Source organism: Fluviispira multicolorata (assembly GCF_009208585.1).
GTDB lineage: Bacteria > Bdellovibrionota_B > Oligoflexia > Silvanigrellales > Silvanigrellaceae > Silvanigrella > Silvanigrella multicolorata.
Genome location: NZ_WFLN01000005.1, coordinates 68,200 through 93,356 on the forward strand (window position 1 = coordinate 68,200; position 25,157 = coordinate 93,356).

The 25,157-nt window shown below is 32.1% G+C and carries 22 protein-coding genes; 5 read left to right on the forward strand and 17 right to left on the reverse strand.

Annotation, left to right across the window (positions count from 1 at the left end):
- Window positions 1-11: 11 nt before the first annotated feature.
- On the reverse strand, window positions 12-2,858 hold the full coding sequence (locus tag GCL57_RS03895; RefSeq protein ID WP_152211968.1) for a response regulator: 2,847 nt from the start codon (window positions 2,856-2,858) through the stop codon (window positions 12-14).
- 368 nt (window positions 2,859-3,226) lie between these two features.
- On the opposite strand from GCL57_RS03895, the gene GCL57_RS03900 reads away from it, so the two are divergent.
- Window positions 3,227-3,862, forward strand: coding sequence for a phosphatase PAP2 family protein (locus GCL57_RS03900; protein ID WP_152211969.1), 636 nt, complete (start codon window positions 3,227-3,229; stop codon window positions 3,860-3,862).
- A 15-nt stretch (window positions 3,863-3,877) separates the two neighbouring features.
- Here GCL57_RS03900 and GCL57_RS03905 read toward each other — a convergent pair whose 3' ends face one another.
- The 6 genes from GCL57_RS03905 to GCL57_RS03930 are packed head-to-tail and all read right to left on the reverse strand — an operon-like array spanning window position 3,878 to window position 8,752.
- Complete coding sequence (locus GCL57_RS03905; RefSeq protein WP_152211970.1) at window positions 3,878-4,696, reverse strand: response regulator; 819 nt, start codon at window positions 4,694-4,696, stop codon at window positions 3,878-3,880.
- 12 nt (window positions 4,697-4,708) lie between these two features.
- Window positions 4,709-5,101: an Hpt domain-containing protein gene (locus GCL57_RS03910; protein WP_152211971.1), complete on the reverse strand. Its 393-nt coding sequence runs from the start codon at window positions 5,099-5,101 to the stop codon at window positions 4,709-4,711.
- Window positions 5,102-5,103: 2 nt separating this feature from the next.
- Window positions 5,104-6,321: a tetratricopeptide repeat protein gene (locus GCL57_RS03915; RefSeq protein WP_152211972.1), complete on the reverse strand. Its 1,218-nt coding sequence runs from the start codon at window positions 6,319-6,321 to the stop codon at window positions 5,104-5,106.
- Window positions 6,322-6,362: 41 nt separating this feature from the next.
- Window positions 6,363-6,647, reverse strand: a complete 285-nt coding sequence (locus GCL57_RS03920; RefSeq protein WP_152211973.1) for an HNH endonuclease — start codon at window positions 6,645-6,647, stop codon at window positions 6,363-6,365.
- 8 nt (window positions 6,648-6,655) lie between these two features.
- Complete coding sequence (locus GCL57_RS03925; protein WP_152211974.1) at window positions 6,656-7,831, reverse strand: hybrid sensor histidine kinase/response regulator; 1,176 nt, start codon at window positions 7,829-7,831, stop codon at window positions 6,656-6,658.
- A 33-nt stretch (window positions 7,832-7,864) separates the two neighbouring features.
- Entirely contained in the window at window positions 7,865-8,752 is an 888-nt protein-coding gene (locus tag GCL57_RS03930; protein WP_152211975.1) for a TrmH family RNA methyltransferase, read from the reverse strand.
- A gap of 40 nt (window positions 8,753-8,792) precedes the next feature.
- Between GCL57_RS03930 and hutU the strand changes: the two genes are divergently transcribed.
- Together hutU and GCL57_RS03940 are read left to right on the forward strand one after the other, a co-directional pair.
- A complete protein-coding gene (gene hutU / locus GCL57_RS03935; RefSeq protein ID WP_152211976.1) occupies window positions 8,793-10,517 on the forward strand; it encodes a urocanate hydratase in 1,725 nt (574 codons plus the stop codon).
- A gap of 8 nt (window positions 10,518-10,525) precedes the next feature.
- Entirely contained in the window at window positions 10,526-11,860 is a 1,335-nt protein-coding gene (locus GCL57_RS03940) for an amidohydrolase family protein (RefSeq protein WP_152211977.1), read from the forward strand.
- A gap of 8 nt (window positions 11,861-11,868) precedes the next feature.
- Here GCL57_RS03940 and GCL57_RS03945 read toward each other — a convergent pair whose 3' ends face one another.
- The 8 genes from GCL57_RS03945 to flgM all read right to left on the reverse strand — a co-directional run bounded on the left by GCL57_RS03945 (window position 11,869) and on the right by flgM (window position 19,935).
- Entirely contained in the window at window positions 11,869-13,287 is a 1,419-nt protein-coding gene (locus tag GCL57_RS03945) for a DUF4153 domain-containing protein (protein ID WP_152211978.1), read from the reverse strand.
- A 292-nt stretch (window positions 13,288-13,579) separates the two neighbouring features.
- Entirely contained in the window at window positions 13,580-15,322 is a 1,743-nt protein-coding gene (locus tag GCL57_RS03950) for a cholesterol oxidase substrate-binding domain-containing protein (RefSeq protein ID WP_152211979.1), read from the reverse strand.
- Window positions 15,309-15,755, reverse strand: a complete 447-nt coding sequence (locus tag GCL57_RS03955; protein WP_152211980.1) for a hypothetical protein — start codon at window positions 15,753-15,755, stop codon at window positions 15,309-15,311. Before GCL57_RS03955 ends, GCL57_RS03950 begins: the two co-directional genes overlap by 14 nt.
- A gap of 132 nt (window positions 15,756-15,887) precedes the next feature.
- Window positions 15,888-16,496 (reverse strand): NADPH-dependent FMN reductase, encoded by a 609-nt coding sequence (locus GCL57_RS03960; RefSeq protein WP_152211981.1) that lies wholly within the window; start codon window positions 16,494-16,496, stop codon window positions 15,888-15,890.
- Between the two features lie 94 nt (window positions 16,497-16,590).
- Window positions 16,591-17,499 carry a flagellar hook-associated protein FlgL gene (gene flgL, locus GCL57_RS03965; RefSeq protein WP_152211982.1) on the reverse strand — a complete coding sequence of 303 codons (909 nt, stop codon included), beginning with the start codon at window positions 17,497-17,499 and terminating at the stop codon, window positions 16,591-16,593.
- Between the two features lie 25 nt (window positions 17,500-17,524).
- Window positions 17,525-18,952: a flagellar hook-associated protein FlgK gene (gene flgK, locus GCL57_RS03970; RefSeq protein WP_152211983.1), complete on the reverse strand. Its 1,428-nt coding sequence runs from the start codon at window positions 18,950-18,952 to the stop codon at window positions 17,525-17,527.
- 1 nt (window position 18,953) lies between these two features.
- Window positions 18,954-19,532: a flagellar export chaperone FlgN gene (locus GCL57_RS03975; RefSeq protein WP_152211984.1), complete on the reverse strand. Its 579-nt coding sequence runs from the start codon at window positions 19,530-19,532 to the stop codon at window positions 18,954-18,956.
- 34 nt (window positions 19,533-19,566) lie between these two features.
- A complete protein-coding gene (gene flgM / locus GCL57_RS03980; RefSeq protein WP_152211985.1) occupies window positions 19,567-19,935 on the reverse strand; it encodes a flagellar biosynthesis anti-sigma factor FlgM in 369 nt (122 codons plus the stop codon).
- A gap of 436 nt (window positions 19,936-20,371) precedes the next feature.
- Here flgM and GCL57_RS03985 point away from each other — a divergent pair, with 436 nt between their 5' ends.
- The gene (locus tag GCL57_RS03985; RefSeq protein ID WP_152211986.1) at window positions 20,372-22,114 is read left to right on the forward strand and encodes an AMP-binding protein; all 1,743 of its coding nucleotides are present in this window, start codon (window positions 20,372-20,374) and stop codon (window positions 22,112-22,114) included.
- 7 nt (window positions 22,115-22,121) lie between these two features.
- The gene (locus GCL57_RS03990) at window positions 22,122-23,087 is read left to right on the forward strand and encodes an SGNH/GDSL hydrolase family protein (protein WP_152211987.1); all 966 of its coding nucleotides are present in this window, start codon (window positions 22,122-22,124) and stop codon (window positions 23,085-23,087) included.
- 1 nt (window position 23,088) lies between these two features.
- Here GCL57_RS03990 and GCL57_RS03995 read toward each other — a convergent pair whose 3' ends face one another.
- Together GCL57_RS03995 and mvk are read right to left on the reverse strand one after the other, a co-directional pair.
- Window positions 23,089-24,165 (reverse strand): tyrosine-type recombinase/integrase, encoded by a 1,077-nt coding sequence (locus GCL57_RS03995; RefSeq protein ID WP_152211988.1) that lies wholly within the window; start codon window positions 24,163-24,165, stop codon window positions 23,089-23,091.
- Window positions 24,149-25,150, reverse strand: a complete 1,002-nt coding sequence (mvk, locus tag GCL57_RS04000) for a mevalonate kinase (RefSeq protein WP_152211989.1) — start codon at window positions 25,148-25,150, stop codon at window positions 24,149-24,151. Before mvk ends, GCL57_RS03995 begins: the two co-directional genes overlap by 17 nt.
- Window positions 25,151-25,157 lie beyond the last annotated feature (7 nt).

The following is a 25,157-nucleotide window of genomic DNA, read 5'->3' on the forward strand; positions in this document are numbered from 1 at the left end:
AAATCCTTCTCTTAGGCAGTGTTTTTATTTCCCCATTTTTTCAATGTTTCATCTAAATTTTTAATCTGTAAGGGCTTTGTCATGTAGTCATCCATTCCAGCATTTAAGCAGCGTTCTTTATCTCCTGCCATTGCATTTGCAGTGAGTGCAATAATTTTTGGTTTAGGCTGAATAGTGTCGTTTGATTTAATTTGTTTAGATGCTTCAAGTCCATCCATTATAGGCATTTGTAGATCCATAATGATGATATCATATTTGTCTTTTAATGCAGCTTCAACTGCAAGAGCACCATTTTCAACAAGAGTTGCATTGTATCCTATTTTTTTTAGGATACTCATAATTAACTTTTGATTCACCAAATTATCTTCTGCAACAAGAATTCTTAAATCCTTTTTATTAGTTTCATTTACATCTTGTATTTTAGGTGATTCTGTTTCTATTATTGGGAGTTTTTCTTTTTGAACCCATTGCTCAATTTTTTCATTAAGAGTTTTAATTTGAATTGGTTTTGTTAAGTAATCGTCCATGCCAGCATCTAAACATCTCTCTTTATCGCCAGGCATTGCATTTGCGGTGAGTGCTAATATTTTGGGTCTAATTTTTCCTTTCTTATTAATAATAATATTTCGAGTTGCATCTAAGCCATCCATAATTGGCATTTGCAAATCCATTAAAATGAGATCATAATTTGCATTACTTTCTTCTTCAACAGCGAGTTTACCATTCTCAACAAGTTTTGCATTGTGTCCCATTTTTTTTAAAATACTCATAATTAATTTTTGATTCACTGGATTATCTTCAGCAACCAGAATATTTAGTGGATTTTTACTTTGGATGAGATTATTTTTGTTTGTTACATGATGTTGTAAATCAGAGATAATATTAATATTATCTTCTAATTTTATTTGAGTTTTATGGTCTAAAATTTTTTTCATTGTTTTTGCTAAAAAATCTGTTTTTAGTGGTTTAGTAATTGTTTCATTTGAGATTAAATGTAAATTTGGTGCCGAGTATTTTCCAAGATTTATGAGAGCTATTGAGGGAATTTTACCGGTTGGATTGATTTGATTTCCTTTTAAAAACATACTTGCTTTTTTGCTATCATTGACAATATCAACAATTAACACCTGAAATTCTTCTATTCCACTTAAATGCTGTGCCTCTTCGAAAGTTCTAACTATTTTTGCAATCATTTTCCATTGTCTAAACCTACGCGTTAAAATATATCGCATGGTTGGGTTTTCAGAAATTGCTAGACATTTTACATTTTTTAAATGCTCTATATTTACAGTCGATTTTGGAGTGCTTTTTCCGATTTTGCATTTTAGTGTAAATAAAAAGCGAGTTCCTTTACCAACAATGCTTTCTGCCCAAATTTTTCCTCCCATGAGTTCAATAAGTTGAGCAGAAATTGCAAGCCCCAATCCTGTACCACCATATTTTCTTGAAATGGAAGCATCCGTTTGTGAATAGGCTTTAAATAGTTTTTTAATTTTACTTGCCGGAATTCCAACACCCGTGTCTTTTACTTCAAAGAGGAGTTCAATTTCATTTTCATTTAAATTGTCTATTAAAGTTACACCTATAAATACTTCTCCTGAGTCTGTAAATTTAAGAGCATTGTTACTAAAGTTTAAAAGTATTTGACCAATACGTTTTTGATCGCCAATAATAAATTGTGGAACAGATGGTTCAATAAAATAAGTCAGATCAAGACCTTTTTCAAAGCTTTTGGGACTGACAACATCAATGACACTTTCGACTAGGTTAGAAATATCAATTTCTTCTTTACTTAATATAATATTTCCAGAAATTAAGTTTGGAAGATCTAAAACTTCATCAATTAATTTCATTAAGTTTTTACTGCTAATTGTAATCATTCCAAGCAAGCGTTGTTGCTCGTCAGAAATATCTGAGTCAGAAAGAAGTTCGGCATGGCCAATGATTCCATTGACTGGCGTTCTTATTTCATGGCTCATAGTCGCTAAAAAATTTTCTTTTGCCAATTGTGCTTTTTGTGCTTCAATATGCATCATGCTTAACTCACCCATTTTTCGGGCAAGATTGATCGACATTTTTTGAATGTCTTTAAATTCACAGGAAAGGTAGCTATAATTACGAAGACTAAGCGTTATAAGACATATAAATAATAATGATTCACTTATGAAATTACTATAGATTAAATTTATATTTAAAAAAAGGCCTAATTGAAAACTTGCACAAATATAACTAACAAATAGAATTAAGCTTAAATGAGATTTACCTGATTTTGATTGTGAAATATTTTGTAATTCGTTGAGTAAAATAAGAATTGGTAAGAATAAAGCAATAGAAAATGATATTTTTATATCTTGAGTCAATGTATTTGCAGTGAGTAATGTGAAAATTGCAATTGTTGTTAATGATGTTTTTGAGACGTAAGTTCTATCCTGCTCACTTTTTTCGAGGAATGTCCGTCGTTTTAAAAAAATAATAGCAGAGTTAAATGCAATTGAGTTCCAAATAAAAATATTTAATAGACTGCTGATAACTTGTTTTGAATTTGGAAAGATATGGATTACTTCAATTAGATATATTATAAAAATTGCTAATATTATGAAGGAAATTGATATGGTATTTGTCAGAGAGAATATTTTCTTTGAAAAATTATATTTAATGTTTAGAAATGTTATAATTGTTAAAATTATTAATAAATTACTAATAAAAAGGATTGTTGTAATTGAGTTTGGAACAGAATAAAAATAATTTAAATTAAAAAATGCTCCACAAAAAATGCTAATTGATGATGTACTTAAAATTATAAAATATTTAATATTATCGTTGAGTTTTATTAAAAACTCATCTGTTTTTGTGAACATTCTATAACTAATCCTCACAATGGTAAAATATCTCAGAGTTTTCTATCGGTTAGCTCTTTCTAAAAGCGCGCTTTTTTTTTGGCTATGTGGACATTTTGACGTATTTTTAAACAAGCTTGGAGTGAATTTAATGAGTCAAAAGGATTAAATGTATGAGGTTTGAATTATTTACAATGAAGCCTTTGCAAAAGTCAAAAAACGACTTTTTGCCTGAAGGAATGCTAAATTTAATGCATTGGAAGCAAATGAGGATTCGGAAAGATTGTTTTTTTATAAATAATATACTATTTGATGTTCTGTCTTATTTTATGAAGCAGCTTTATTGAAAAATACTATGTAAATAAAGCTGCTTAAAGAAATGGTTGGATATGCTCAGTAAGAAACTAATTTTAAACTTATGCGTTTCATCTCTTGTGTTCTTTTTTGTAGTTTTATTATCAATTTTTTATCTTGATAGAGAGTTGGTTTTTATTTTAAAAGGGAACATAATAGCAAATAATTTTCTTAAAGAATTAAATTATATAGTTTTAATTCCTCCCGTCTTGTTTGTTATTTCGCCATTTCTTATTTTTATTATTCTTTTAAAATATATATATACAAAAAGTTATATAAAGCTAGAAGTGGTTTTAGTTTTATCTGCTATGAGTGTTCTAATTTCAACGAGCATTAAAAGTATTCTAAAGTTTATATTTAGCAGAGATAATATATATATGTTAACGCACAGTAATTCTTATAAATTCCATTGGTTTAAAGATGAACATTCTTGGAGTTCTTTTCCATCAGGACATGCTGTAGTGATGATTTCTGCAACTACACTTTTCTGGTATGCTTATCCAAGATATCGTTTGTTTTATATATTATTTAATATTTTAGTAATGTTAGCATTATTGCTATTGAGTTTTCATTTTATAAGTGATCTCATTGGAAGTATTTTCTTTGGATATTGGATTTCTTATTTTACTTACTGCGTATTTTCTGATCTGGTAAAGAAGAAATATTTTTAAGCTCATTGTAAATTATTAAGCAAAACTTGTATTGACAATATAATTTTCTCCATCTTGAACACATTTTTGTACTTTTGTTTGCAGCTCACCTGCTTTTTTTAAAGTTGTAGCGGCCTGAGGACAGTTTATTGAAAGCTGAGCGCCTTCTTTAAATTGAAATTTAGATTGAAAAACGATTCCAGAAGGTGTGAGTTGTGTAATTATAATATCAAGTACAATCGGCATATTGGTAATTGTTGCGTTGAGTTCAAGTTTTGCTCCAGTTGCAGGAGTTTGAGGTGAAATCGGTTTAGCAGCAGCCCCAGCAGCTGGTTTTGCCGCAACTGCTGGAGGAACTGCAGTCGGAGGAGGTTTGCTGGTTGCAATGGGTGGTTGTGGGGCAGCTGATGGTGTCGCTTGTTTAGGCGCAGCTTGAGGTGGTTGCATTGCTGGTGGTGCCATGGGTTTTGTTGCTTGGCTCTCTTCGGCATTGATAAGTTTTTTTATTTTTGTTTTTAAGACTTGAATATCAACGGTTTTATGAATGAAGTCATCTGGTTTTAGTTCGTTGATTTTTGTCTGATCGAGTTCTCCCTTTTTACCACTGAAAAATATCACTTTAATATTTTGGGTTTTTTTTAGTTGATTAATAAACTCTAAAGTTTGATATCCATCTAAATTTGGCATGAGAACATCTAGAATAACAAGATCAATTTTTTGATCTCCAAGAATTTTAAGTGCATCAATTCCACTTTTAGCTTCAACTGGTGTAAATGCTAAAGAATTAACAATTCCTTTTAAAAAAAGTCGTGTTTCTACTGCATCATCCACTATTAAGATGGTTTTTCCACTCACAGCAAATCCCTCTTAAGCTTTTTCAATTTCGATGATTTTATTTTTTAAAACATCTACAGCTTTTGTTGTTGCAGAGATAACTCTTTCAAATACAGGTTGTGCATTCTCGAGTTTTTTATCAAATCCCATGTCTTCTAAAGTTTGGCAATCCTCTGCTAAAGCAACAAGGCCAATCAGGCGAGAGCTAGATTTTAAGGTGTGTGCAGATCTTTCTATAACGGGAGCATCGCTTTTTTTCATTGCTTCACTTAATTCTGTAACTCTTTCAGAGAGATTCTCTAAGTAAACAGTGATGAGTTGAACAATTAATAATCGGTTTGCAAAGGCTTCATCACCATTGCCAAGCTCTTTCATATTGCTAATGATTTCTTCATCTAAAAAGGGAAGATTTGTTTGATTATTCATAATTATTTTGGAATAACCCCTCTGTATTTAATTTCGACCGTTTGTTCTGAAGCTAATTTGTCAATTTCGACTATCTTTTGTTGAACTCTCTCAAATTTTGGATCAACTTTTAAGATGCTATGGCAAACTTTTTTTGCCCGCTCATATTCCCTCATGGTAATAAGGCATAATACTTTATTAAACATTATTTTTACATCATTGGGATTTATTTTTAAAGCTAGATTATAATAATTAACAGACTCTTCGAATTTACCCATTTCCTTATAACAAATTCCAATACTATTTAAAAAGCTTGGGTTGTTAGGATCTTGCTCATTAGCTCTTTGAAGAAAATCGAGAGCCTTATCTTTCTTTTTTTGAGATAGAAAATTTCGACCAACTTGTGCATATAATTTGGGGTAAACAATTTTCATATTGACTGCACGCATTAAAAAATTCTCTGCTTCTTCATATAACTCACAGCGTGTGAGTATATTGGCCGCTTCTTCATAGCGCATTGGATTTTTAGGATTGACGAGTAAGGCTTGATCGAAAGCTTTTAAAGCAGCTTGTTTTTGATCGGTTGCAAGCAGACAAATGCCATATTCAATATATGCTTGGACATGGTTTTTATTATTTTGCATGGCAAATTTTAGATTTTTTACAGCTTCTTCGCTGTTACCTAAAGCTCTGTTGCAGCGAGAAATACCAACAAATGCTCTGGCTGAAGTTAAATTTTTCATTGAGATATTTTTATACCAGCCTAATGCTTGTTCGTATTCTCCATTCATATAAAGATCTCTTGCAATTTCATAGTCAACTTCTATATTTTCTCCCTCACGATAGCGCATGAGTGTTTGAGAAATTTGAGTAGAAAGATCCTTCATAACAAAAGGCATTTTTAAAAAACCATCTGGATTTGCTTCAGGAAAGCGGACGCGATCTTCTTTTGATTGTTCTGTCCCAACAATCATAAAAGGAACTCGTTTGATTTCTAAATTTTCATGCATTTCCATCAAAAATTCATAGCCGCCTAATTGGCGCATGTCTTTTTCGCAAATAACAAAGTCAAATACTTTTTCTTGTAAGAGCTTTAAAGCTTCGCCTTCACTTATTCCTTCTGATACTTTTTTAAACCCGAGTGTTTTTAGAGTTTTAACAATGGTTTCACGTGATGCTGGAGCATCATCCACAACCAAAAAAGACATATCTGGCGATAATTCGATGACTGTTGATGCCATAAGAATTTAACCCATTAAAGTAGAGTATTTTTAGTAATATATCATAACTTTTTAAAGATAAGGTCAACTGGAGTGTCAACTCCTTTGTTTTTATTACATTCTCTACAAGCAGGGACAACGTTACCCGGAGCTGTTGTGCCACCTCTTGCTAAGGGTACGATGTGATCGAGAGTCAATTCTTTAATTGGAAACTTTTTACCACAATAAGCACAAAGGCCTGGAGCACATTTTTGTTGCCACCAACGGCTTTTTTTTGCAGCCTTTACCTTGGCTTTTTCTCTTTTAATATGTTCTTCATCAGCAAATATATAACTATTTAGATTCATTTTATTTCTCAAGCAGCTTTCGATGGGGGTGGAGATTTGCTACTGTCGTCCTCACTTAATATTTTAGTAGTTGGCAATTTTACTGTAAAAATAGACCCAACTCCCATTTCTGACTCTAACAATAACTCGCCACCATGTTCCATTACTATATTTTTCACAATACTTAGACCTAAACCTGTTCCTTCGCCTTTAGGTTTGGTTGTGAAAAAACTTTCAAATATTTTAGTTTGTATATTCTCAGGAATACCAGAACCTGTGTCACAAACTGAAATATATAAAAAACCTTGATTGATAAATACTTTAATTGAAAGTTCTTTTTTTTCTTGTTCCTTCATTGCATCGCATGCATTGCTCATTAAATTCATAAGAACTTGTTCAAATTTATTAGGATAACATTTGATTTCAATTTTGCTTAAAGTAATATCTTCTTCATGGATAACTTTAATATTAAAATTTCTTATTTTCTGTTTGACCATAAATAAACTATTTTCTATGAGAGAATAAACATTTATAGACTCTTCTTTTTCGCTGTGATCATTTCTAGAATAGTTTCTAAGATGGTCAACAAGTTTTTTTATTTTTCCACATGCTTTAAATATTTGAGATAAATGTTCTTCGAGTTCTTCTTTAGAAAGATTATTTTTTTGTAAAAAATCTTCGTTTAAATCTTCGCAGGTAAGTTGAATTATGCCAAGAGGTCCCCTAATATCGTGGACAATTGTTGCAGATAATTCGCCTAAAGCCGTGAGTTTTGAAGTGTGTAACATTTGTTCACTTAAATAATTATTTTCTTTTTTTAAAAGAATTGAAGATAATGATCTTTTTACTATTGGTACAATATCTTTTTCAACTGAAAATGGTTTTTCTAAAAAATTATAGCATCCATTGCGAATGGCTCGATTGACTATTTTATTGTTTAAATGACCAGACATTATTATAATGGCCGCTTCTTGGTTTTTTTGCTTAATTGTATCAAGCAGGCTCAGTCCATCTCCATCCGGAAGTTTTATATCTAATAAAAAAAGGTTAATTAAATGAGCTTTTTCATTAATATATTCTTTAGCCTCTGAAATAGTTGAAATGGTATGTGTTGCATAATTTAGAGCAGTAAATTCTTTGGTTATTACTTTACTAATATACTCATCATCTTCTATTACGAGTATATTAAGTTTAGCATCATCCATTAAAAAGACCTTTGTGTTTAAATAAAACAAGTATTATAAAACTTTGGTCTTATCGGATAATCTAGGTGAATCATTTAGATTGATTGATGGTTGAAAAAACTTCCCACTGCGTACGAACTCAAACCAAGGTAAAAGCTCTGATTTTCTATTAGAGATATATTCAAATGCACTTGAACATGTTTTTGCCATCCAATGCTCTAATACAAGTTTCTTTTCTTGCTCTGATAAATAGAGTTCACAAGAATTTATTTCCATAAATTCACGAAGTGCTTGTAAAATAATACCTGCGCATACTGAGACGTTAAGAGATTCCATAAATCCAAACATTTGCACAGACACGTACATATCTGCATGATTCTTCCATTCTGGAGAGACTCCATGGAGTTCACTTCCAAAAATGAGAGCAATTTTGTTTTTTCCAATAAAATTTTTAAAATCTTTTGATGAAAATTGATTGCTTGCAAATGAAGGAATATTTTTAGCATAATATTCAGATGTTCTTGAAAAATCTGGTAAGGAAACAAGTGCAATCTTGTAGCCATTTTGTTTTAATATATTTGCACAGTTTTCAATAGATGTAAGCCTTTTTGGCATGAGCCACTGACTTGCACCTCTATCAATCGTATCTGCAGTGCGAAATCGCATTTCTTGATTTGAATATAGAAAGAAAAGATCTAGAAATCCAAAAGCATCTATTGTTCTTAAAATAGCACTTATATTGTGTGCATGATGAGTATTTTCAAAAACTGTTAAAACTTTTCTGCTTCTTTTATCAGCTACTTTTTCCATTTTTGCCAAACGAGACTCAGTAAAGAAGCTGCGTAATGCGGCATCAATTTTTCCAAAATCATTTTTAAGATGCTCTGGAATGAAGTATTGTGTTGATGAATCACAAGAAGTTGTTGGACCCGTCCAAATCATTTTTTTCCTTTCTCCTCTTTTAAAACTAGCGAGGATATTTATGTCTATCCATAATGTAAGCTCTTTCACAACAAAAATTTTTAAGCCTGGGGAATCAGCTCCTAGAGGCAAAAAATTAAATACAAAAGGTTGGCTACAAGAGGCTGCACTGCGTATGCTGTTAAATAATTTAGATAAAGAAGTTGCAGAAAACCCTGAAGAACTTGTTGTTTATGGGGGGCGTGGCAAAGCAGCACGCTCTATACAGGACTTTCAAAAAATAACTCAAGCATTACAAGACTTAGAAGATGATGAAAGCCTGCTTATTCAGAGCGGCAGTCCTGTGGCTCGTATAAAAACATGGAAAAATGCTCCGAGAGTGCTCATTGCAAACAGCAACTTAGTAGGAAATTGGGCAAATTGGGATCATTTTGATGAGCTCGAAAAAAAAGGTTTGATGATGTATGGACAAATGACCGCAGGAAGTTGGATTTATATTGGTTCACAAGGAATTGTACAGGGTACTTATGAAACCTTTAATGAAGCATTTCATCAGCATTATCAAGGGAAAACAAAAGGAAAATATGTTTTTTCAGCAGGCCTTGGTGGAATGGGAGGGGCTCAGCCATTAGCCGCTGTATTGACAGGAGCCTGCTTTTTAGGAGTTGAGGTCGATAGAAAACGGGCAGAAATGCGTGTGAAATCGAAATATCTTGATGAAATATATGATAATATCGATTTAGCTATGAAATCTTTAAATAATCACCTTGAAAATGGAGTGGCTAAAAGTATTGCTATTATTGGAAATGTTGTTGATATACTGCCAAAACTTCTTGAGCGAAAAGATTTTAAACCGAGTCTTGTGACCGATCAAACATCTGCACATGATCCCGTTTATGGCTATATCCCCCAAGGTTATTCTATGGAAAAAGTAGAACAGTTGAGGAAAGAAAATCCAAAATTGGTTGAAAAAGATGCTCTAGTAAGCATTGCAAAACATGTTAAATGTTTATTGGAGTTAAAAAAGAGAGGAGTTCCTACCTTTGATTATGGTAATAATATTAGAGCTATGGCAAAAAAAGAGGGTGTTGAGAATGCATTTGATATTAAAGGATTTGTTCCAGAATATATTCGCCCACTATTTTGTAAAGGCAAAGGACCATTTCGTTTTGCAATGCTAAGTGGAGATCAGAGTGATCTTAAAAAAGCCGATGCGGCTCTTACAAATTTATTTTCAGATTATGAAGATATTCAACGCTGGCTAAAGCTTGCTCCTGAAAGAATTTCTGTCCAAGGTTTGCCTGCCAGAATTTTGTGGCTTGGGTATGGAGATAGATTAAAAGCAGGGTTACTCTTGAATCAGATGGTAAAAAATGGAGAAATTAGTTGTCCAATTGTTATTGGAAGAGATCACCTTGACTGTGGAAGTGTCGCTTCTCCTTACCGTGAAACGGAAGCCATGAAGGATGGAAGTGATGCGGTTGCAGACTGGGCTCTTTTAAATGCATTTGGGAACATTGCCAGTGGAGCTTCTTGGGTGAGTTTTCATCACGGGGGCGGAGTTGGAATGGGTTATTCTCTTCATGCTGGGATGGTTATTGTAGCAGATGGAAGTGATGAGGCAGCAGAACGTTTAAAACGGGTCTTAACTTTTGATCCTGCTATGGGAATTTTTCGTCATGCTGATGCCGGTTACGAAACTTCACAACAAATTGCGCGTGAGCAAATGACTGGAGAAGTTGGAGTCAGTTCTCCGCATTTTTATCCACGCAACCTTAAAAGTTGAGGTGCATTATGGCAGCAAAGATTTGGTCTACAAAAAAGAATAAAAAAATCATTTTTAGAAACTCCCCCTGTGTAGTTACCTTAAAAGGTTGGGATAGTGCAGAAAATGATAGTCTTTCTCAAAAAGGTTTATCGGTTTTAAAGAATTGTGATATTCTTATTTCTGATGGAGTTTTTATTGATATTGGTGAAAATCTTTTAGATACTCACGGGAATTTGGGTGATATTGAAATAATTGATGCTTCAAAGTATGTTATCGTTCCTGGGATGATTGATTGTCACAATCACCCTATTTTTGCAGGAAGTCGTGCAAATGAAACGGTCTTAAAATCTCAAGGGATGACCTATGAAGATATTTCTGCAAAAGGAGGAGGAATTGTTTCGACAATGAAAGCCACTCGTAAAGTGACAGGACATGAACTTTCTGAACTCTACAAATTAAATGCAAAAGACTCTCTCGCACGTGGTGTGGTTTTATTAGAAGCAAAGACGGGTTATGGCTTAAATCCTTTACAAGAAAGAAAAATGCTTGAAGCACTGTATGAAGCTCATTCAGGCAAAGATGCAATGGATTTACCTCATTTATGCCCAACATATTTAGGACCACATGCTGCAAGTCCAGAATACAGAGGACTCGATAACTATATTCAAGCGTTGGTTGAAGATTTGCCGAATATTGCGGCTTTAGGTGAAGAGGCTGTTAAAAAGGGCATTGCCTTTCCTTTAGCAGCAGATATCTTTCTTGAAAGAAATTATTTTACCAAAGAGCAATCAGAACGTTGGTTGGGAGCAGCTCTTCAACATGGTTTAGATGTCCATATTCATGCAGATGAGTTTTCTCGCAGCGGCGGCGCAGAATTAGCAGCTGAGCTTGCGCGCAGGCTCGAACAAACAGCTTCTAAAAGAAGAAAAAAGGGACGTGTGTTAACAGTTGATCATTGCCAATATGCGACAGAATCTGACCTCGGCCGTCTTGCTGTTTTGGGAGTTGGGGCTGTTGCGTTGCCGACAACGAGTTTCTTTAGTAAAATACCGTATGTTGATGCAAAACGATGGCGTGCATCGGGAATTAAAGTTGCAATTGGTACGGATTTTAATCCAGGCAGTTCGCCGATGAATAATATTTGGTTTTCAAGCTATTTAGCACTTTCTCAATGTGGATTTTCTCTAGCAGAAGTTATTGCAGGGGTTACAATAAATGCTGCTTTTGCTTTAGGACTTGAAAAGACTTATGGTTCAATAGAAATTGGTAAAAAAGCATCTCTTGTTGCATTTGATGGGGCATCTGTAGAAGATTACTTTAGTTCACTTCTCGGCGATCATGTTCGACATGTCGTTGTTTAAAGTGAACTTTACTCTACTTTTTCTTTAGTTTGCCACTTTGGTATAAATTTAATTCCTATTTCTTTCATAAATAGTTCTTTTATTTCTTGATGATTTGATTTTACTTTTTCTTTTTCTAATAAATTATTCAATTGCTCATTATTTATTACTTCAATTAAAGAACTAATTCCATAATTATTTTGAATATACTCAAAAAGTGAGCTTATTCTCTTTCTTTCTTCAAAAGAAAGAGTTTGAGTGATTTTTTGTATTTTTCCATTAACTAATATTTTATTATTTGCTAAACTTTCCTTAAAAATTTTTACCTGACTTCTTTCTGAAACTTGATAAGCTCCCCATGGACCAATCATTGAGACAAATAAGGCTATGAGTAATGATATTGGAAATATTTTAATATTATTTGATTTAGAGATTTTAAAATATAAAGAAATTGCAAGTAACCAGAAGGCTAGGAGTAAAAGGAAGTAGCGATTTTCTGTAAAACCATAAGTGTAAATTCTTGTAAATACCCCTAAAAAAAGCATTGCTAATAAAGGTAAGAGTAAAATATAAAAGTATTTTTCAAAAATTTGTGACCATCTTGTTTCAAGTGATTTTCTCACAGGATATAAAAACAATATACAAAGAATTCCAAGAACGCCTAAAGTTGAAACCATCCAACCCACTTGTCCTTTAGGTAAATTCCATGCAAGTAAAATTTTACCCAAATAAAAATAAAGAATTATCATATAAAGGAGCAAAAGAGGAATAAAAATATATTGGATAAATGTTTTCAGACCATTTGGATATTTTTCATATGTTTTTATGTTTTCAATACTACTGGGAATGCCTAATATAAATACAGATACTTGAAATATAAAAGCACAGAAAAACCATAATTTTATATAAATATTTTTAGGGAATAAATAATTAAGATCAAATAAGTACTGGGTTATAAAAATTGCAAAGGATAGGCCTAAAAATAATGTCATTGAGTATAATATTGCTAATATTAATCTATGCAGCAAATTTTTGTTAAAGCTCCAAAAATTATTAATATCCTTTTTAAAAAGAAAAGGTGAAACAGAAATAAATAAATGAAAGATAAGAAATAACTGTGATATTTTATAATAATAACCATTGGTAAAATCTAATTTTGTTGCAAAGAAATGCAATGTGACAAAAACAAAAGAAATAAGACTTGGTAAAAATAGATATTTTTTATAGTTTATGCTTTCAAAAAACAGATAAATAGCTATTGAGAATGGAATGCTAATAATCGAAGAAATTATTATTTTTAATATATAATCGTTTTTTTCAAGAATATCAAAAAAATAAATTCCTAAGAAAGAGACAATTGCTGATAGTATAAATGTAAAAGGAAATCTCAAATAGGACTTTTTTATATCTATTGCAATATTATTGGCAAAATTATTTTGGTTACTCATTTAATATTCCTTAATATGATTATTCATAGAAGATATTATTTTATCCATTTTTTAATTTGCATTCATATTGAGATGCATTTATTTAAGAACCAATAAATGCATAGAGAATACACAAGCAGATAGAACTATATACTAATGTCTATTGTCAATACATTAATTAGATATTTTCGGTAGAAGATGTCTTGGGAAATTACTCTTTCAAAAAAATTTCTTCTTCAGGTTTATAATTTCCTTGGTATAGGATTAAATATTTATATTTAATCTATATATGGTGAAGATAAAACAAATTTAATTAAATCTTTAAGGATTCAATTAAAGGTGAAGAGAAAATATGGTAAGGATCATATTTTTGGTAAATAGCTGATGCTAATTCTAAATCTGATACCGGTGCAATTTCAGAATAAAAAGATTTTGAAATTTGATTCTCTATAAATAACTTATTTTTCCACACACTATTTCTTTCAAACGCCCAGCCTTTGGACCATTCCACTCGGACTGCTGCATATGGTTCTGAATAGTTTGCAAAAATCCACTGTTCGATATTCATATAAAATTCATTTGAATATGGTGTTCCTGGAAAAGTTAGAATGTTTAGCCATATTCCCACATCCCATTCCGAATATTTTGAATTTTTTTTCAGCGAAGATAAAAGAGGTGGAAGGGCGCTTGTATTGATTATATCGTCGCTTTCTTCAAGTCCTGTGACTCTAATTTCAACAGGACCATTTATTGGGTATATACTTCTTTCTCTATATTTTTCAATAAGATAGTTATAATAGGTATAGAATTCATTCAATACGCGTTGAATATTTGATCTTTTTGTTAAAACAACATAGCCACTTTCTGTTACTCTAAGTGTGGAAGGTTTTACATAAAGCAATACGTTTTTAGACCATCCCCAAATATCAAAAGATTGATTGTATTCTAAGCCTCCGGCCGTTATAAAATATTCGAGCTTTCCAAATTGAGGTGTTATGCTTGTTTTTCCAGAGATAATAGTTTTAATCATTTTTGCTAATTCATCGCAAAGATTATCTGAAAATGGATAATTATATGGGCTCTTTACTTCCCTAGATGCTTTTGGTTTTTGTTCATCTGTTACACTCCAGACTTTAATCCAAGGTTTATCTGTAAATGGAAACCAAATTGCCTCCACTCGGCCATTTTTTTCAACCAATTTTGCAAAACTAAATTTGGATACTTCTTCTTTGCCAAATATTTCAGATGCTGGGATTCCTATGATGCTTTGGCAGCGCATTCTTTGATTTTTTCCAACTTGCAATGTGACTTCTGTAATAAATGCTCTACCTAGGTGCACTAAAAATGCTTGGCAATTAGGCTCTGATCTTTCAAATTTTTTTAGGATATATTTATTTGATTCGTTATCTAATACAATTGCAGTCAGTGATATTATAAGATTGCTTAATGAGCCATAGCTATGGCCAAGAGAAAGACTGTTTTCATTTGCGGCTGCAACGGCACTTCCATGTCCATTGATTGCTAAGACGCCCCCTAAAGTTAACTCTCCGGGGGCGGGCGTCACTGTTAAACCAAGATCCTGTTCCTCCAGTGCGTTTAATAGATTTTCCATAGAAATTCCAGTTTCAGCTGTTACTTTACTAGGGAATTGTGATTTATCTATTTTGACTTTATTTAGATAAGGCTTTGTATCAATGAGTATGACACGGCTTGACACATCTATTCCATTTGCAATTGTAAGAGGAGACCAATTGTGCATTTTGCCTTTAGGACGGACTTTATAATTATTATTTTTTGCCCAATTTACAATTTGGAGAATTTCTAAAGAATTTTTTGGGGCATATGTCCACAATGCTCTTGCTTTTACTTCTCCAGACCAATTTTCAAATTTTTCAAGATAAGGAACTATACCATTTGGAAAGTTTGGTAATTGAAGTGCATTTACTGAGTTAAAGCCAAAGGATTTAATTGTACTTACACTTGAACTCAATGCAGCAATTTTTGCTAAATTTGCAATGAATTTTCTTCGAGATGATTTGACTTTAATATTTTTCATTGTATTTTCCTTGAAACTGTTGGCAACCTGCGATGAGATTGTAAGTTGTTTCTCGATTCAAAAACTGAATAGTTTCATCTCCAAATATATTAAAATTCGGTTTAAAAACCGTTCCCCAATATGAAATAACTGCTAAACTATTAGAATTTGTTACTTTGTAAAAATCACAAATTCTAGGAAGAGCAGCAATTCCAACATAAAAAGTATCACCCTTTTCAACTTCAATTGCTGTGCCATTTGTAATTGTAAAAGCAGATGAGCATGAATTACCAGAATGAGTACAAACCCACATCATGTATCCAGCACCAAATAATAGATCCACTCTTATAGAACTTTTTCCATTTTCTTGATTGTTATATTCATTAGTACTATTTGAGTATGATGGGAAAATTAAAAATAAATTAAATATTATAAGTATAAAAATCTTAAACATAAAATCTCCATTTAAGTTGTGAGAATAATATTGATATTAAGATGATTTACATGTATAGTTAGATACATGCAAGATAAATATGAATATTGTGTAAACAAATAAATTGAGATTTTAGTTTTTTTTTAGATATTTTTACATTCCATTTGGGAAATTTTTTAAATCAATAATTCCACTGTCTCTTACTTTTTTTAATGCTGAAGAATATTCTATAAATAAATTTGTTGTATATGAAATTCTTTTTCGAATATCAGAATCATTTGAACTTTGAGGTTCTTTGTCATTTAAAACATTATGGCAGTCACGAATAATGAGGTGTTCTGGAATATAGCATATACGGGTGTTTTTTGAGCTATTCATACGCAGTTCTGCTATGGGATAACTTCCACCCATTCCAGCAGACACAGAAACAATTAAACCTGCTTTATGTCCAACTTCATTCGCTTTACAAAGTAATAAAAAGTTTTTTACACCAGAAGGAGACATTCCATGCCATTCGGGAGTAACTATTATTATTCCGTCGGCTTCTTTTAATTTGCTTGATATTGGTTTCCAAATGCGAGCCCAATTTTCATCATTTCCATTGAGAAAATCATCATCAATGAATGGAATTGGATTTTTAGCCAATGAAATAATATCAACATTTAATTCTTTTTGATTTTTAATATTGGATTGGATATATAGTGAAACTTTCTCTGATTGTGATTTTTCTCTATGACTTCCTGATAAAATTATTATATTCATTTATAATTACCTTTCATAAAAATGAGCATATCTCATTAATTCTGAATATTATCTTATTGCTTTACTATTAAATATCAATTGATAATTTAATATTTTATTTTAGAAATTCAAGTAAAGATGGGGTAAGCATTTTAGATGTCGCTTGGAGTGTAAAATTAACTGCACTTTCTGTGCGTTTTAAATCAAGTGCAGACTTTACCATATCTGCCCCTTCAATATTGTTATTGTCATTGTGTAATTGTGATTCACCACGATCAAGTCTTTCAGAAACATCCTCAAGAGAGACTCTTCTTGCACCCAAGGATGCTGTCATGGTCACAACAGAATTCATTATGCTATCGAGATCAACCATGGATTGATGCAATTTATCTCTATCCCATGAAAAAAGCGACTCATACATATTTTGAAGTATTGACACAAGTGGAGGACGCTTTCCATCAAATTCAGCTGGTACATCAAAAATTTCTCTTCCATTCACATTAATAGGACGAAAACTATCTTCATCTACTTGAACAAAAATAATTCCGTCATCACCTAAATAATGCCCATCTGGCGAAATAGGAGGCTGAGTCGTTTGAAAACCACCAAAAACGTATTTATCGCTGTAAGATGTATTTCCTAAAATAATGACATGATTTAAAATTTGTCGAACTTCTGCAGCCACTGCTTTATGAGATGGTTCATCATAAGTACTGTTGGATTGTTGAATGCCAAGTTCTTTTGCTCTAATTAAAGAATTATAAATGGATGAAAGTGCATCTTCCGTTTTAGATAAATATCCTCTGCCAAAGTCTAATGTTTTTCTATATTGGTCTAAATTTGAAATTCTATTTCTATTACGTAGAACACGAATTGTTCCTACAGGGTCATCACTTATTCTTTTTAATTTTCTTCCTGAAGCAGCTGTTTCGTTTACATCATCAGAAATAGCTTTCACATTTCCAATTCTGTCAGATGTAACTCCGTAACGATATTGTTCTGAAATTCTAGGTTGAAGAGCCATAACTCCTCCTCAAAAAATAAATATATTACCTCTTTAGATCGAGAACTGTTTTAAACATTTCATCAGCCGTTGTAATCACACGTGAACTCGCTGTAAACAAATGTTGATATTTTAATAAATTTGCAGCTTCATCATCTAAAGAAACACCTGAAACACTTTCACGTTGTGATTTCAAACGATCATAAACAATTTGGGAGGCTGTTGCTTCTTCTTTCGTTCTAAGCGCAGCGATCCCTATTTTACTTATCATTTTGTCATAAATACCAGTTATAGTAACAGTATTATTATCAAATAAGGGCTCGTAAAAAAGTTTAATAAGTTGATTCGCAATAACATTGTCACCTGGAGTATCAGATGACAAAGCAATGCCAACTGCATTCGGATTGAAAACGATACCTGGATCGACTTCAATATCTTGGGCGGCTTCACCCGGTCCATTTAAACCTGCAAAAAAGTCTCTTCCTTTTAAATTGTGCATATCATTTATACCGTAACCTTTTTGATGTACTTCGTTAAATGCATCCGCAAAACCTTGAGCAAGCATATTTAGATCATCTCGCACTCTTTGCGCATAACGATCTCGAATATCAAGTAATGCTCCCATTTTACCTTTGCTTATAAAGTGAGTCATATCAAAGTAACGTTCTTTTTCAAATTCTGAAATCGAAATATCTGGCATATGTGTAGGTGTATAAACATCTTCTATTTTAAAACGTGATGAAAGATTTCCTTCAACAAGTAAACATTCTGCAGGTCCGCGAACAGTAATTTGATCATTTTTATCATGATATGCGTTGATATCAACTATACTGCCTATTTCTTTTATAAGTTTATCACGACGATCTTCTAGGTCATTTACATCTGTTAAGTTACCGGCTCCCATTTCACGAATTTGTCCATTGAGCTTTGCAACTTCAGCTATTTTTTGATTCACTAGAGAAATTGTTTGTTTAATTTCTTCATTTGCATCTGTTTGAACCTGAACAACATTTGCATGTGCTGCATTAAATGCTTGAGAAAGTGCTTTACCATTTTCTATCATATTTATTCTTACAGAGGGCTCTTCTGGGAAATTTGACAGTTCCCGAATTGAACTCACAAAACTTACAAAGCGATCGCGAACAGTGGAGGTTAAATCGGGATTGAAATAACTTTCAATTCTTTTTAGTCCTTCAGCTAATACTTCTGTTTTACTTTGAATTTGTATTTCTCGACGAAGCTGGCCTTCTATGAATTTATCATGTGCACGTTGAATAGATTGAATGCGTGCACCATCACCAAAAACATGTAAACCATATTCAATTGGCCATTTCGTTTCTAAGTTAACAAGCTGTCTGCTGTAACCAGGAGTTTGTGCATTGGATATGTTATGTCCTGTTACATCAACACCTGTCCGAGAGTTTTGTAATGATTCACTGCCTAAATTTAAGATGTGGTTTAAAGTTGCAACCATTTTAAGCTTTCACTCGAACAGAAGAATAATTATTGTTTTGGTTTAAGAGCGACTGTGCTTTTCCAAGCGAATCGTAATTCATGCCAACTTCAGCTTCTGACTGAAATAGACTGAGTGAGAGAGTAACATTACGCAATAATTTTTTAAGGATGACTTGATTTCTATATATTCTGGGGTAAATAAATTCGAATGTATTTTCATATTCTGCTTTTATTGAAAAAAACTGATCTTGAAGTTCTTTTAATTTGCAAAAGGTTTCAGAACTAATAAGTGACTGAATATTTTTTGTGTATGTAGAAAACGCTTGGGCAAAGAGATTTAATGAGAGCGTGAGTCCGCGACTGTCAAAAGCTATCATATAGCATATTTTTTTGATGAGAAGAAGTCTTTTTTCTTCGAGGGAGATCGCAATTCTTGATTTTTGATCTTTTAAAATAACAATTTTTTCTAAATAAGATAAATCATATTTACAAATAGCATTTTCTTCTTCATCTAAAATTGGAATAAATTCAGTGTATGTTACAATCTGTTTTTTTAATATATCATTAAATTGTGCAATAAGTGATATGAGTTCTTCCATTGCTTATGTCACTTTATAATTAATATGAATGAATTTACCCAAAAATAATACTTGGATCTTTAGCTATTTCATCTCTTATTGCTTCTCTTAAAATTCCATCAGCAATTTTTCCTGAGTCAGGATTATATTCACCTTTGTTAATCTGTTCTTTAAATTTTGCAACTTTATCTTCTCGGACATCAGGAGTTTCCTCAGCAATCTTCTTGGCCATGCTCAATTCTTTTGCGCGCGGAGAAATTTGAACATTGGCAGCATCTTTAACACTCGGAGCCTCTTTTGCCTTTGCATATGCTGTATGTGCTGCGTTTTTGGGCGCAGTTTTTTCTGCTTTTGCGGCTTCAGGAGCTGCAACTGCATTTGGGGTTGCTACTCCGCCTGAACCTTTAACTGTATTGACGCTCATGGCATTCTCCTTTTCTATTGGTTTGCTTCAAGTTTAACTTTATTTTAGAAAACTTTAGATGCAATTTAGGCTTTTGTGTCAAATTTTTCTTGTGTGTAGGAAAGGATATTCACACTCAAAAAATTACCCAATTTAGGTATAAATAGAGGAAAAAAAGTTCCTTTATCCATTGCGCTAAAAAATTATTTTTATTTCAATTTAGAATTTCCTTTTGATAGCAAATTTAAGATCAAAAAATTATGCAAAATAAATAAAATAAAGTTTGACGGCTAAAATAATTGACAAACTCTTAAAGTTGAAAAATAACAAACTAGATAATTAACTTCATTTAAGACGATGAGAAAGCTATATGTCTAGGATTATTTCGTTTACTGGAATTTGAAGTTATTTTATGGTTCGATACAAATTGCATTTAGAGTTTTAGAGGAGAGCTGAGATGTCTGGTAGTGTATTTGAATGTGTTGAACGTCCATGGCATGATCATTATGGGCATGGTACAAATTGTGAATTAGAAAAATTTGAATATAACAATTTAGCCGAAATGGTTTCTAAAAATTCTGAGAAATGGAAAAATAGAATAGCCTATCGCATGATGCTACCTAATGGAATGGATAAATCTTTAACTTTTGCTGAAACGGATACTTTTTCTAACGCTTTTGCTGTTTATTTAAGAGAAGAATTGCATTTAAAGTCAGGTGATCGTGTGGCCATTCAATTGCCAAACTGTCTTGCTTATCCCATTGTTGTATTCGGATGTTTTAAGGCAGGGGTTGCTATTGTGAATGCGAATCCACTTTATACTGCTCATGAAATGCAGCATCAGTTTTTGGACAGCGGAGCAAAAGCCTTAGTCATTATTGATATGTTTGCCGATAAACTAAAACAAGTTATTCCTAATACAAAAATTGAAAAAGTTATTATTGTAAGTGTTGCAGACCTTTTCGCACCAATTAAAAAAATATTAGTAAAAAGTGTCTTAAAATATGTTAGAAAGCAAATTCCAAATTGTGAAGTTCATGCCATTCCTTTTGAAGAATCTCTTAATATTGGAAAAAAGGTTTTAAGAGAGAATAAAATTGATGTTATTAATTATTGGATAAATGTTACTTTAGATGATATTTGTGCTTTGCAATATACAGGAGGAACCACTGGAGTTAGCAAAGGTGCAATGTTAACTCATAAAAATATTATTGCAAATATGTATCAAATTATTGAAATGGGTAAATCAAAAATTACAAATGGGCAAGAAGTTCTTTTAACAGTTTTACCATTGTATCATATTTTTGCATTTACAGTAAATTTAATAACATTTTTTAAAGTAGGTGGGGTGAGTGTTTTGATTCCTAACCCTCGTCCGCTTTTAAATATTAAGAAAGCTTTTGAAAAAGCAAATATTACTTGGATATCAGGAGTAAATACACTTTTTAATGGATTATTAAATGAAAAATGGTTTTCTGAAAACCCTCCTAAACATTTAAAGGCTTCAATTGCAGGGGGGGCAGCATTGCATAAAGCTGTTTCTGAAAGATGGAATAAAGTAACAAATACATCTGTTGTAGAAGGATATGGATTGACTGAAACTTCTCCTGTAGTTACTTTTAATCCTATTAATGGAATAGTGAAATCAGATACCGTTGGAGTGCCAGTGCCAGGCACTGATGTCGTGCTTATAAGTGAAGAAGGAAAGGTTGTGTCTGTTGGTGAAGTCGGAGAAATTGCAGTTAAAGGACCTCAGGTCATGGTAGGTTATTGGCAAAGACCTGAAGAGACATCGAAAGTTTTAAAAGATGGCTGGATGTTGACTGGTGATATTGCAGTCATGGATTCCGATGGGTATATTAAAATAGTTGATCGTAAGAAAGACATGATTCTTGTAAGTGGTTTTAATGTTTATCCGAATGAAGTGGAAGATTGTATTGCAAAATTACATGGAGTTGGTGAAGTTGCTGTCATCGGAATTCCCAATGAGAGAACAAGTGAGGCTGTAAAAGCTTTTATTGTTAAAAAGGATTCAGCTTTAACTGAACAACAAGTCATTGAGCATTGTCGAAAATATATTACTTCATATAAAGTTCCAAAGCATGTAGAGTTTAGAAGCGAACTTCCAAAATCTCCAATTGGAAAAATATTACGCAAGAATTTAAGAACAGAAGAATTGAGTAAACCTCATAATGAGTGAGTAAATTATGTTAAAAAAATTTATTTCGATACTTGTATTGATTCTTTTTTTTAATTTTACATTTGCTCATGGAAGTGAAATAAAAAATGTTATTATTTTTGGTGACAGTTTATCAGATAATGGAAACTATTTTTTAGCATCAAAATCATCTATAAATCCAATGCCATTGCCTCCTTATTATAAAGGGCGGGCAACAAATGGACTGGTTTGGGCGGAGTATTTTACAAAATCAATTCAGGCGAATTTAGTTGACAATGCGTACTTAGGGGCATTGACCTCTGGAAATAATCCTCGATATCCAAGCGCAGTTCCATTGATTTCTCAACTAGATACTTATTTAAATAAATTAAAAAGTGGAAAAATTGATTTATCTAAAACACTCTTTGTTGTTTGGGCTGGATCAAATAATATTTTCACTATGGATTTTAATGAGCCTCGTGCTACATTGAAGTCTTTATGGAACTTATCTTTTGATGTTATAAATTCGGTAAAAATATTAAAAGAAAGTGGAGCGAAAAACATACTGGTTTCCAATTTACCCGACTTGGGAAAGATTGCTCTCAATACAGATATTGAAGAATATAAAAAAATGAGTTTCTTCTTAACAGCAGTTTCAAAAACAGAAAATTATGTGATTAAATCAGGTATTTTACGAATTAATGAGGCAAATAAAGATAAAGAATTTAAACTTATTTTTTTTGATGCAGAAGATATGTTAACTCAAATTAAGAAAAATCCTAAAAAATATAATATTAAAAATATTGAAAATGCTTGTTACGTAGGTGTTCCAAGCTTTCCTGCAAAACCAAATGTTGCATGTAAAAATCCTCAGGATTATTTATTTTGGGATTTAGTTCATCCATCTACAAAAATACATTGTTTTGCAGCGATTGAAATTCAGAAAAAGCTTGCTGAGAATAAACTTGTGAAAATGCCGACTGCAGATGAAATAAAAAAGTGTGAGAATATTTAATTCATTTTTTATTTTCCATAATATTTATTTTAGTAGCAGCAGCTTCTTGTAATTCATCGGCTTTTTTAATGTAAATAGCAGTGGTTGTTATGCTATTGTGGTTTAGGATTTTTTGTATACTTGCGATGGGAGTGCCTTTCTTATGGAGTAAAGTCGCAAGAGTTGCTCGGCAACTGTGGGGGCTTACCTTTTTTTCAATTCCAACTTTTTGTGCAGTATCTACAATCATATTATAAATTGCAACTTGACTTAATTTGTTTACATTTTTTACGTCTTGCGTTCTAATAAAAAGATACTCATTTTCTTTTGCCTCTGATCGCATTTCATTGACATAATTTTTAATTAATTTTGCGATTGTATCGTGAAGAAAAGGAGCATGATCTTTGTTACCTTTTGTTTTCAAATGGACACGGGAAAAATCTTCGTTAAATTCTAGATCACTTATTTTTATTTCACATAATTCATTAACGCGCATTCCAACAGAAAATAGAGTGCTAATTACAGCATATTTTAAATAAGCTGCCTTATATTTGCGGACACATTGGTTAGATTTTTCAGATAGTATTTTCCATTCATTTTTTAAATATGCAACAATTTTTTTGCTTTCAGATTCTGTAAAAGCATTTGTTTTACTTTGTTCAATTAGCTTAGGTAAACGTATAAATTTCATGGCATTTTCTTTAATTAAGTCTCTTTTAAAACAAAATTCTAGAAAAGAAGAAAGAGTCATTAATTTTCTTCGAATGCTCACCTGCGATAAATTTGTTTTAGTGCTTAGATATTCGTGCCAAGTTATTAATATTTTTTCGTTTACTTCAGATATACTTTCGCATTTATAATTTATATTAGAAGTAAAATTTAAAAAACTTTTAAGATCATTTAAATAGTTTTTTTGCGTATGGATACTTTGAAAACTCATTATAAAGTGCAAAATTGTATCATTTAAATTTTGAGATAAAGGTTTTTGTGCCCAAAGGCTTAGAGCTTCTTTAGAATTAAAACTTAATTGTTGATTACGAGATTGTATTGTTGTTTCTGGTAAAGGTCTATGAGATATTTCATTATGATTTTTCGACATATTGAGGCACTCTTGTTATAAAAAGAGAGTCTTTATCAAAGTGAGAATATAAAACATCTGGCTTACTTTCAAATAATCCCAAAACCATTCCTCCTCCACCAGCGCCGGTAAGTTTTGCAGCAAGAGCTCCTGTATCTTTAAATTTTTGTATAATTGTATCTATTTTTTCTGTTGAAACACCCATTTCGCATAAATAATTCTGAGCCGTGTTTAAGCAATTTGCCAATAATTTTAAATCTCCAGCTGTTAGCGCTAAAATAGACTTTTCAGCTAAAACACCAAGTTGAATTAAGGCGTTTTGCATTTGCTCTGGAATAGTATTAAGTTTTTCAGCAACTTTTTTTACCATATGTGCCGTTTCACCCCGCTCTTTTGAATCAACAAGAGCAAGCCAAAATTCTTTTTTATTTTGAATATATTCAGGTAATTTACCTTTTGAAAACTCAATAATTCCATTGCTTGCTACAGTTGAAGCGTCAAGACCGCTCGCTTTACCAAAATGAAAAAGGCAGTCAATTTCGTTGGCAAATTGAATTTGTTGTTGAAAGTTTAATCCTGCTTTTGTTTCGTTATTTAAGTTAAATATTTGATTTGCAATTTTTAAGAGACAAGTGCTGATTGCTGCACTGCCACCCATACCTCCACCAAGAGGAATATCAGATTCTATCAGAAATTTTTGGGGTATATAGTACTGCAAAGAAGAATCAACTCCACATAAAGTAAGTGCTTTTTCGAATGCTTTAGTTAGAAGTTGAGTAACTCGCTGTTCTGGAATAAAAGAATTTCCTCTTATTTTTGTGAACCATGCGTTGTCCCATGAGCTGATATTTTGAGAATGATCTGGAGCAAAAAAAGTAAGTTTAAGTTTTACATCTGGCAATGCAATGGCAACAGCTTTGTGTCCATACACAACAGAGTGTTCACCAATTAAAATTGCTTTTCCAGAAGCATATGCAGTCAAATTACTTTGAGTTAAAAAATTCATATGGATA

What these genes read in the sequence shown, in the direction of transcription:
- GCL57_RS03945 (WP_152211978.1), bottom strand. Translation starts at nt 13,287, where the DNA reads ATGAGTAACCAAAATAATTTTGCCAATAATATTGCAATAGATATAAAA.
- GCL57_RS03925 (WP_152211974.1), bottom strand. Translation starts at nt 7,831, where the DNA reads ATGGATGATGCTAAACTTAATATACTCGTAATAGAAGATGATGAGTAT.
- GCL57_RS03995 (WP_152211988.1), bottom strand. Translation starts at nt 24,165, where the DNA reads ATGTCGAAAAATCATAATGAAATATCTCATAGACCTTTACCAGAAACA.
- GCL57_RS03915 (WP_152211972.1), bottom strand. Translation starts at nt 6,321, where the DNA reads ATGGCATCAACAGTCATCGAATTATCGCCAGATATGTCTTTTTTGGTT.
- GCL57_RS03900 (WP_152211969.1), top strand. Translation starts at nt 3,227, where the DNA reads ATGCTCAGTAAGAAACTAATTTTAAACTTATGCGTTTCATCTCTTGTG.
- GCL57_RS03955 (WP_152211980.1), bottom strand. Translation starts at nt 15,755, where the DNA reads ATGTTTAAGATTTTTATACTTATAATATTTAATTTATTTTTAATTTTC.
- GCL57_RS03975 (WP_152211984.1), bottom strand. Translation starts at nt 19,532, where the DNA reads ATGGAAGAACTCATATCACTTATTGCACAATTTAATGATATATTAAAA.
- GCL57_RS03940 (WP_152211977.1), top strand. Translation starts at nt 10,526, where the DNA reads ATGGCAGCAAAGATTTGGTCTACAAAAAAGAATAAAAAAATCATTTTT.
- GCL57_RS03950 (WP_152211979.1), bottom strand. Translation starts at nt 15,322, where the DNA reads ATGAAAAATATTAAAGTCAAATCATCTCGAAGAAAATTCATTGCAAAT.
- GCL57_RS03960 (WP_152211981.1), bottom strand. Translation starts at nt 16,496, where the DNA reads ATGAATATAATAATTTTATCAGGAAGTCATAGAGAAAAATCACAATCA.
- GCL57_RS03920 (WP_152211973.1), bottom strand. Translation starts at nt 6,647, where the DNA reads ATGAATCTAAATAGTTATATATTTGCTGATGAAGAACATATTAAAAGA.
- GCL57_RS03930 (WP_152211975.1), bottom strand. Translation starts at nt 8,752, where the DNA reads ATGATTTGGACGGGTCCAACAACTTCTTGTGATTCATCAACACAATAC.
- GCL57_RS03910 (WP_152211971.1), bottom strand. Translation starts at nt 5,101, where the DNA reads ATGAATAATCAAACAAATCTTCCCTTTTTAGATGAAGAAATCATTAGC.
- mvk (WP_152211989.1), bottom strand. Translation starts at nt 25,150, where the DNA reads ATGAATTTTTTAACTCAAAGTAATTTGACTGCATATGCTTCTGGAAAA.
- flgL (WP_152211982.1), bottom strand. Translation starts at nt 17,499, where the DNA reads ATGGCTCTTCAACCTAGAATTTCAGAACAATATCGTTACGGAGTTACA.
- flgK (WP_152211983.1), bottom strand. Translation starts at nt 18,952, where the DNA reads ATGGTTGCAACTTTAAACCACATCTTAAATTTAGGCAGTGAATCATTA.
- flgM (WP_152211985.1), bottom strand. Translation starts at nt 19,935, where the DNA reads ATGAGCGTCAATACAGTTAAAGGTTCAGGCGGAGTAGCAACCCCAAAT.
- GCL57_RS03990 (WP_152211987.1), top strand. Translation starts at nt 22,122, where the DNA reads ATGTTAAAAAAATTTATTTCGATACTTGTATTGATTCTTTTTTTTAAT.
- hutU (WP_152211976.1), top strand. Translation starts at nt 8,793, where the DNA reads ATGTCTATCCATAATGTAAGCTCTTTCACAACAAAAATTTTTAAGCCT.
- GCL57_RS03895 (WP_152211968.1), bottom strand. Translation starts at nt 2,858, where the DNA reads ATGTTCACAAAAACAGATGAGTTTTTAATAAAACTCAACGATAATATT.
- GCL57_RS03985 (WP_152211986.1), top strand. Translation starts at nt 20,372, where the DNA reads ATGTCTGGTAGTGTATTTGAATGTGTTGAACGTCCATGGCATGATCAT.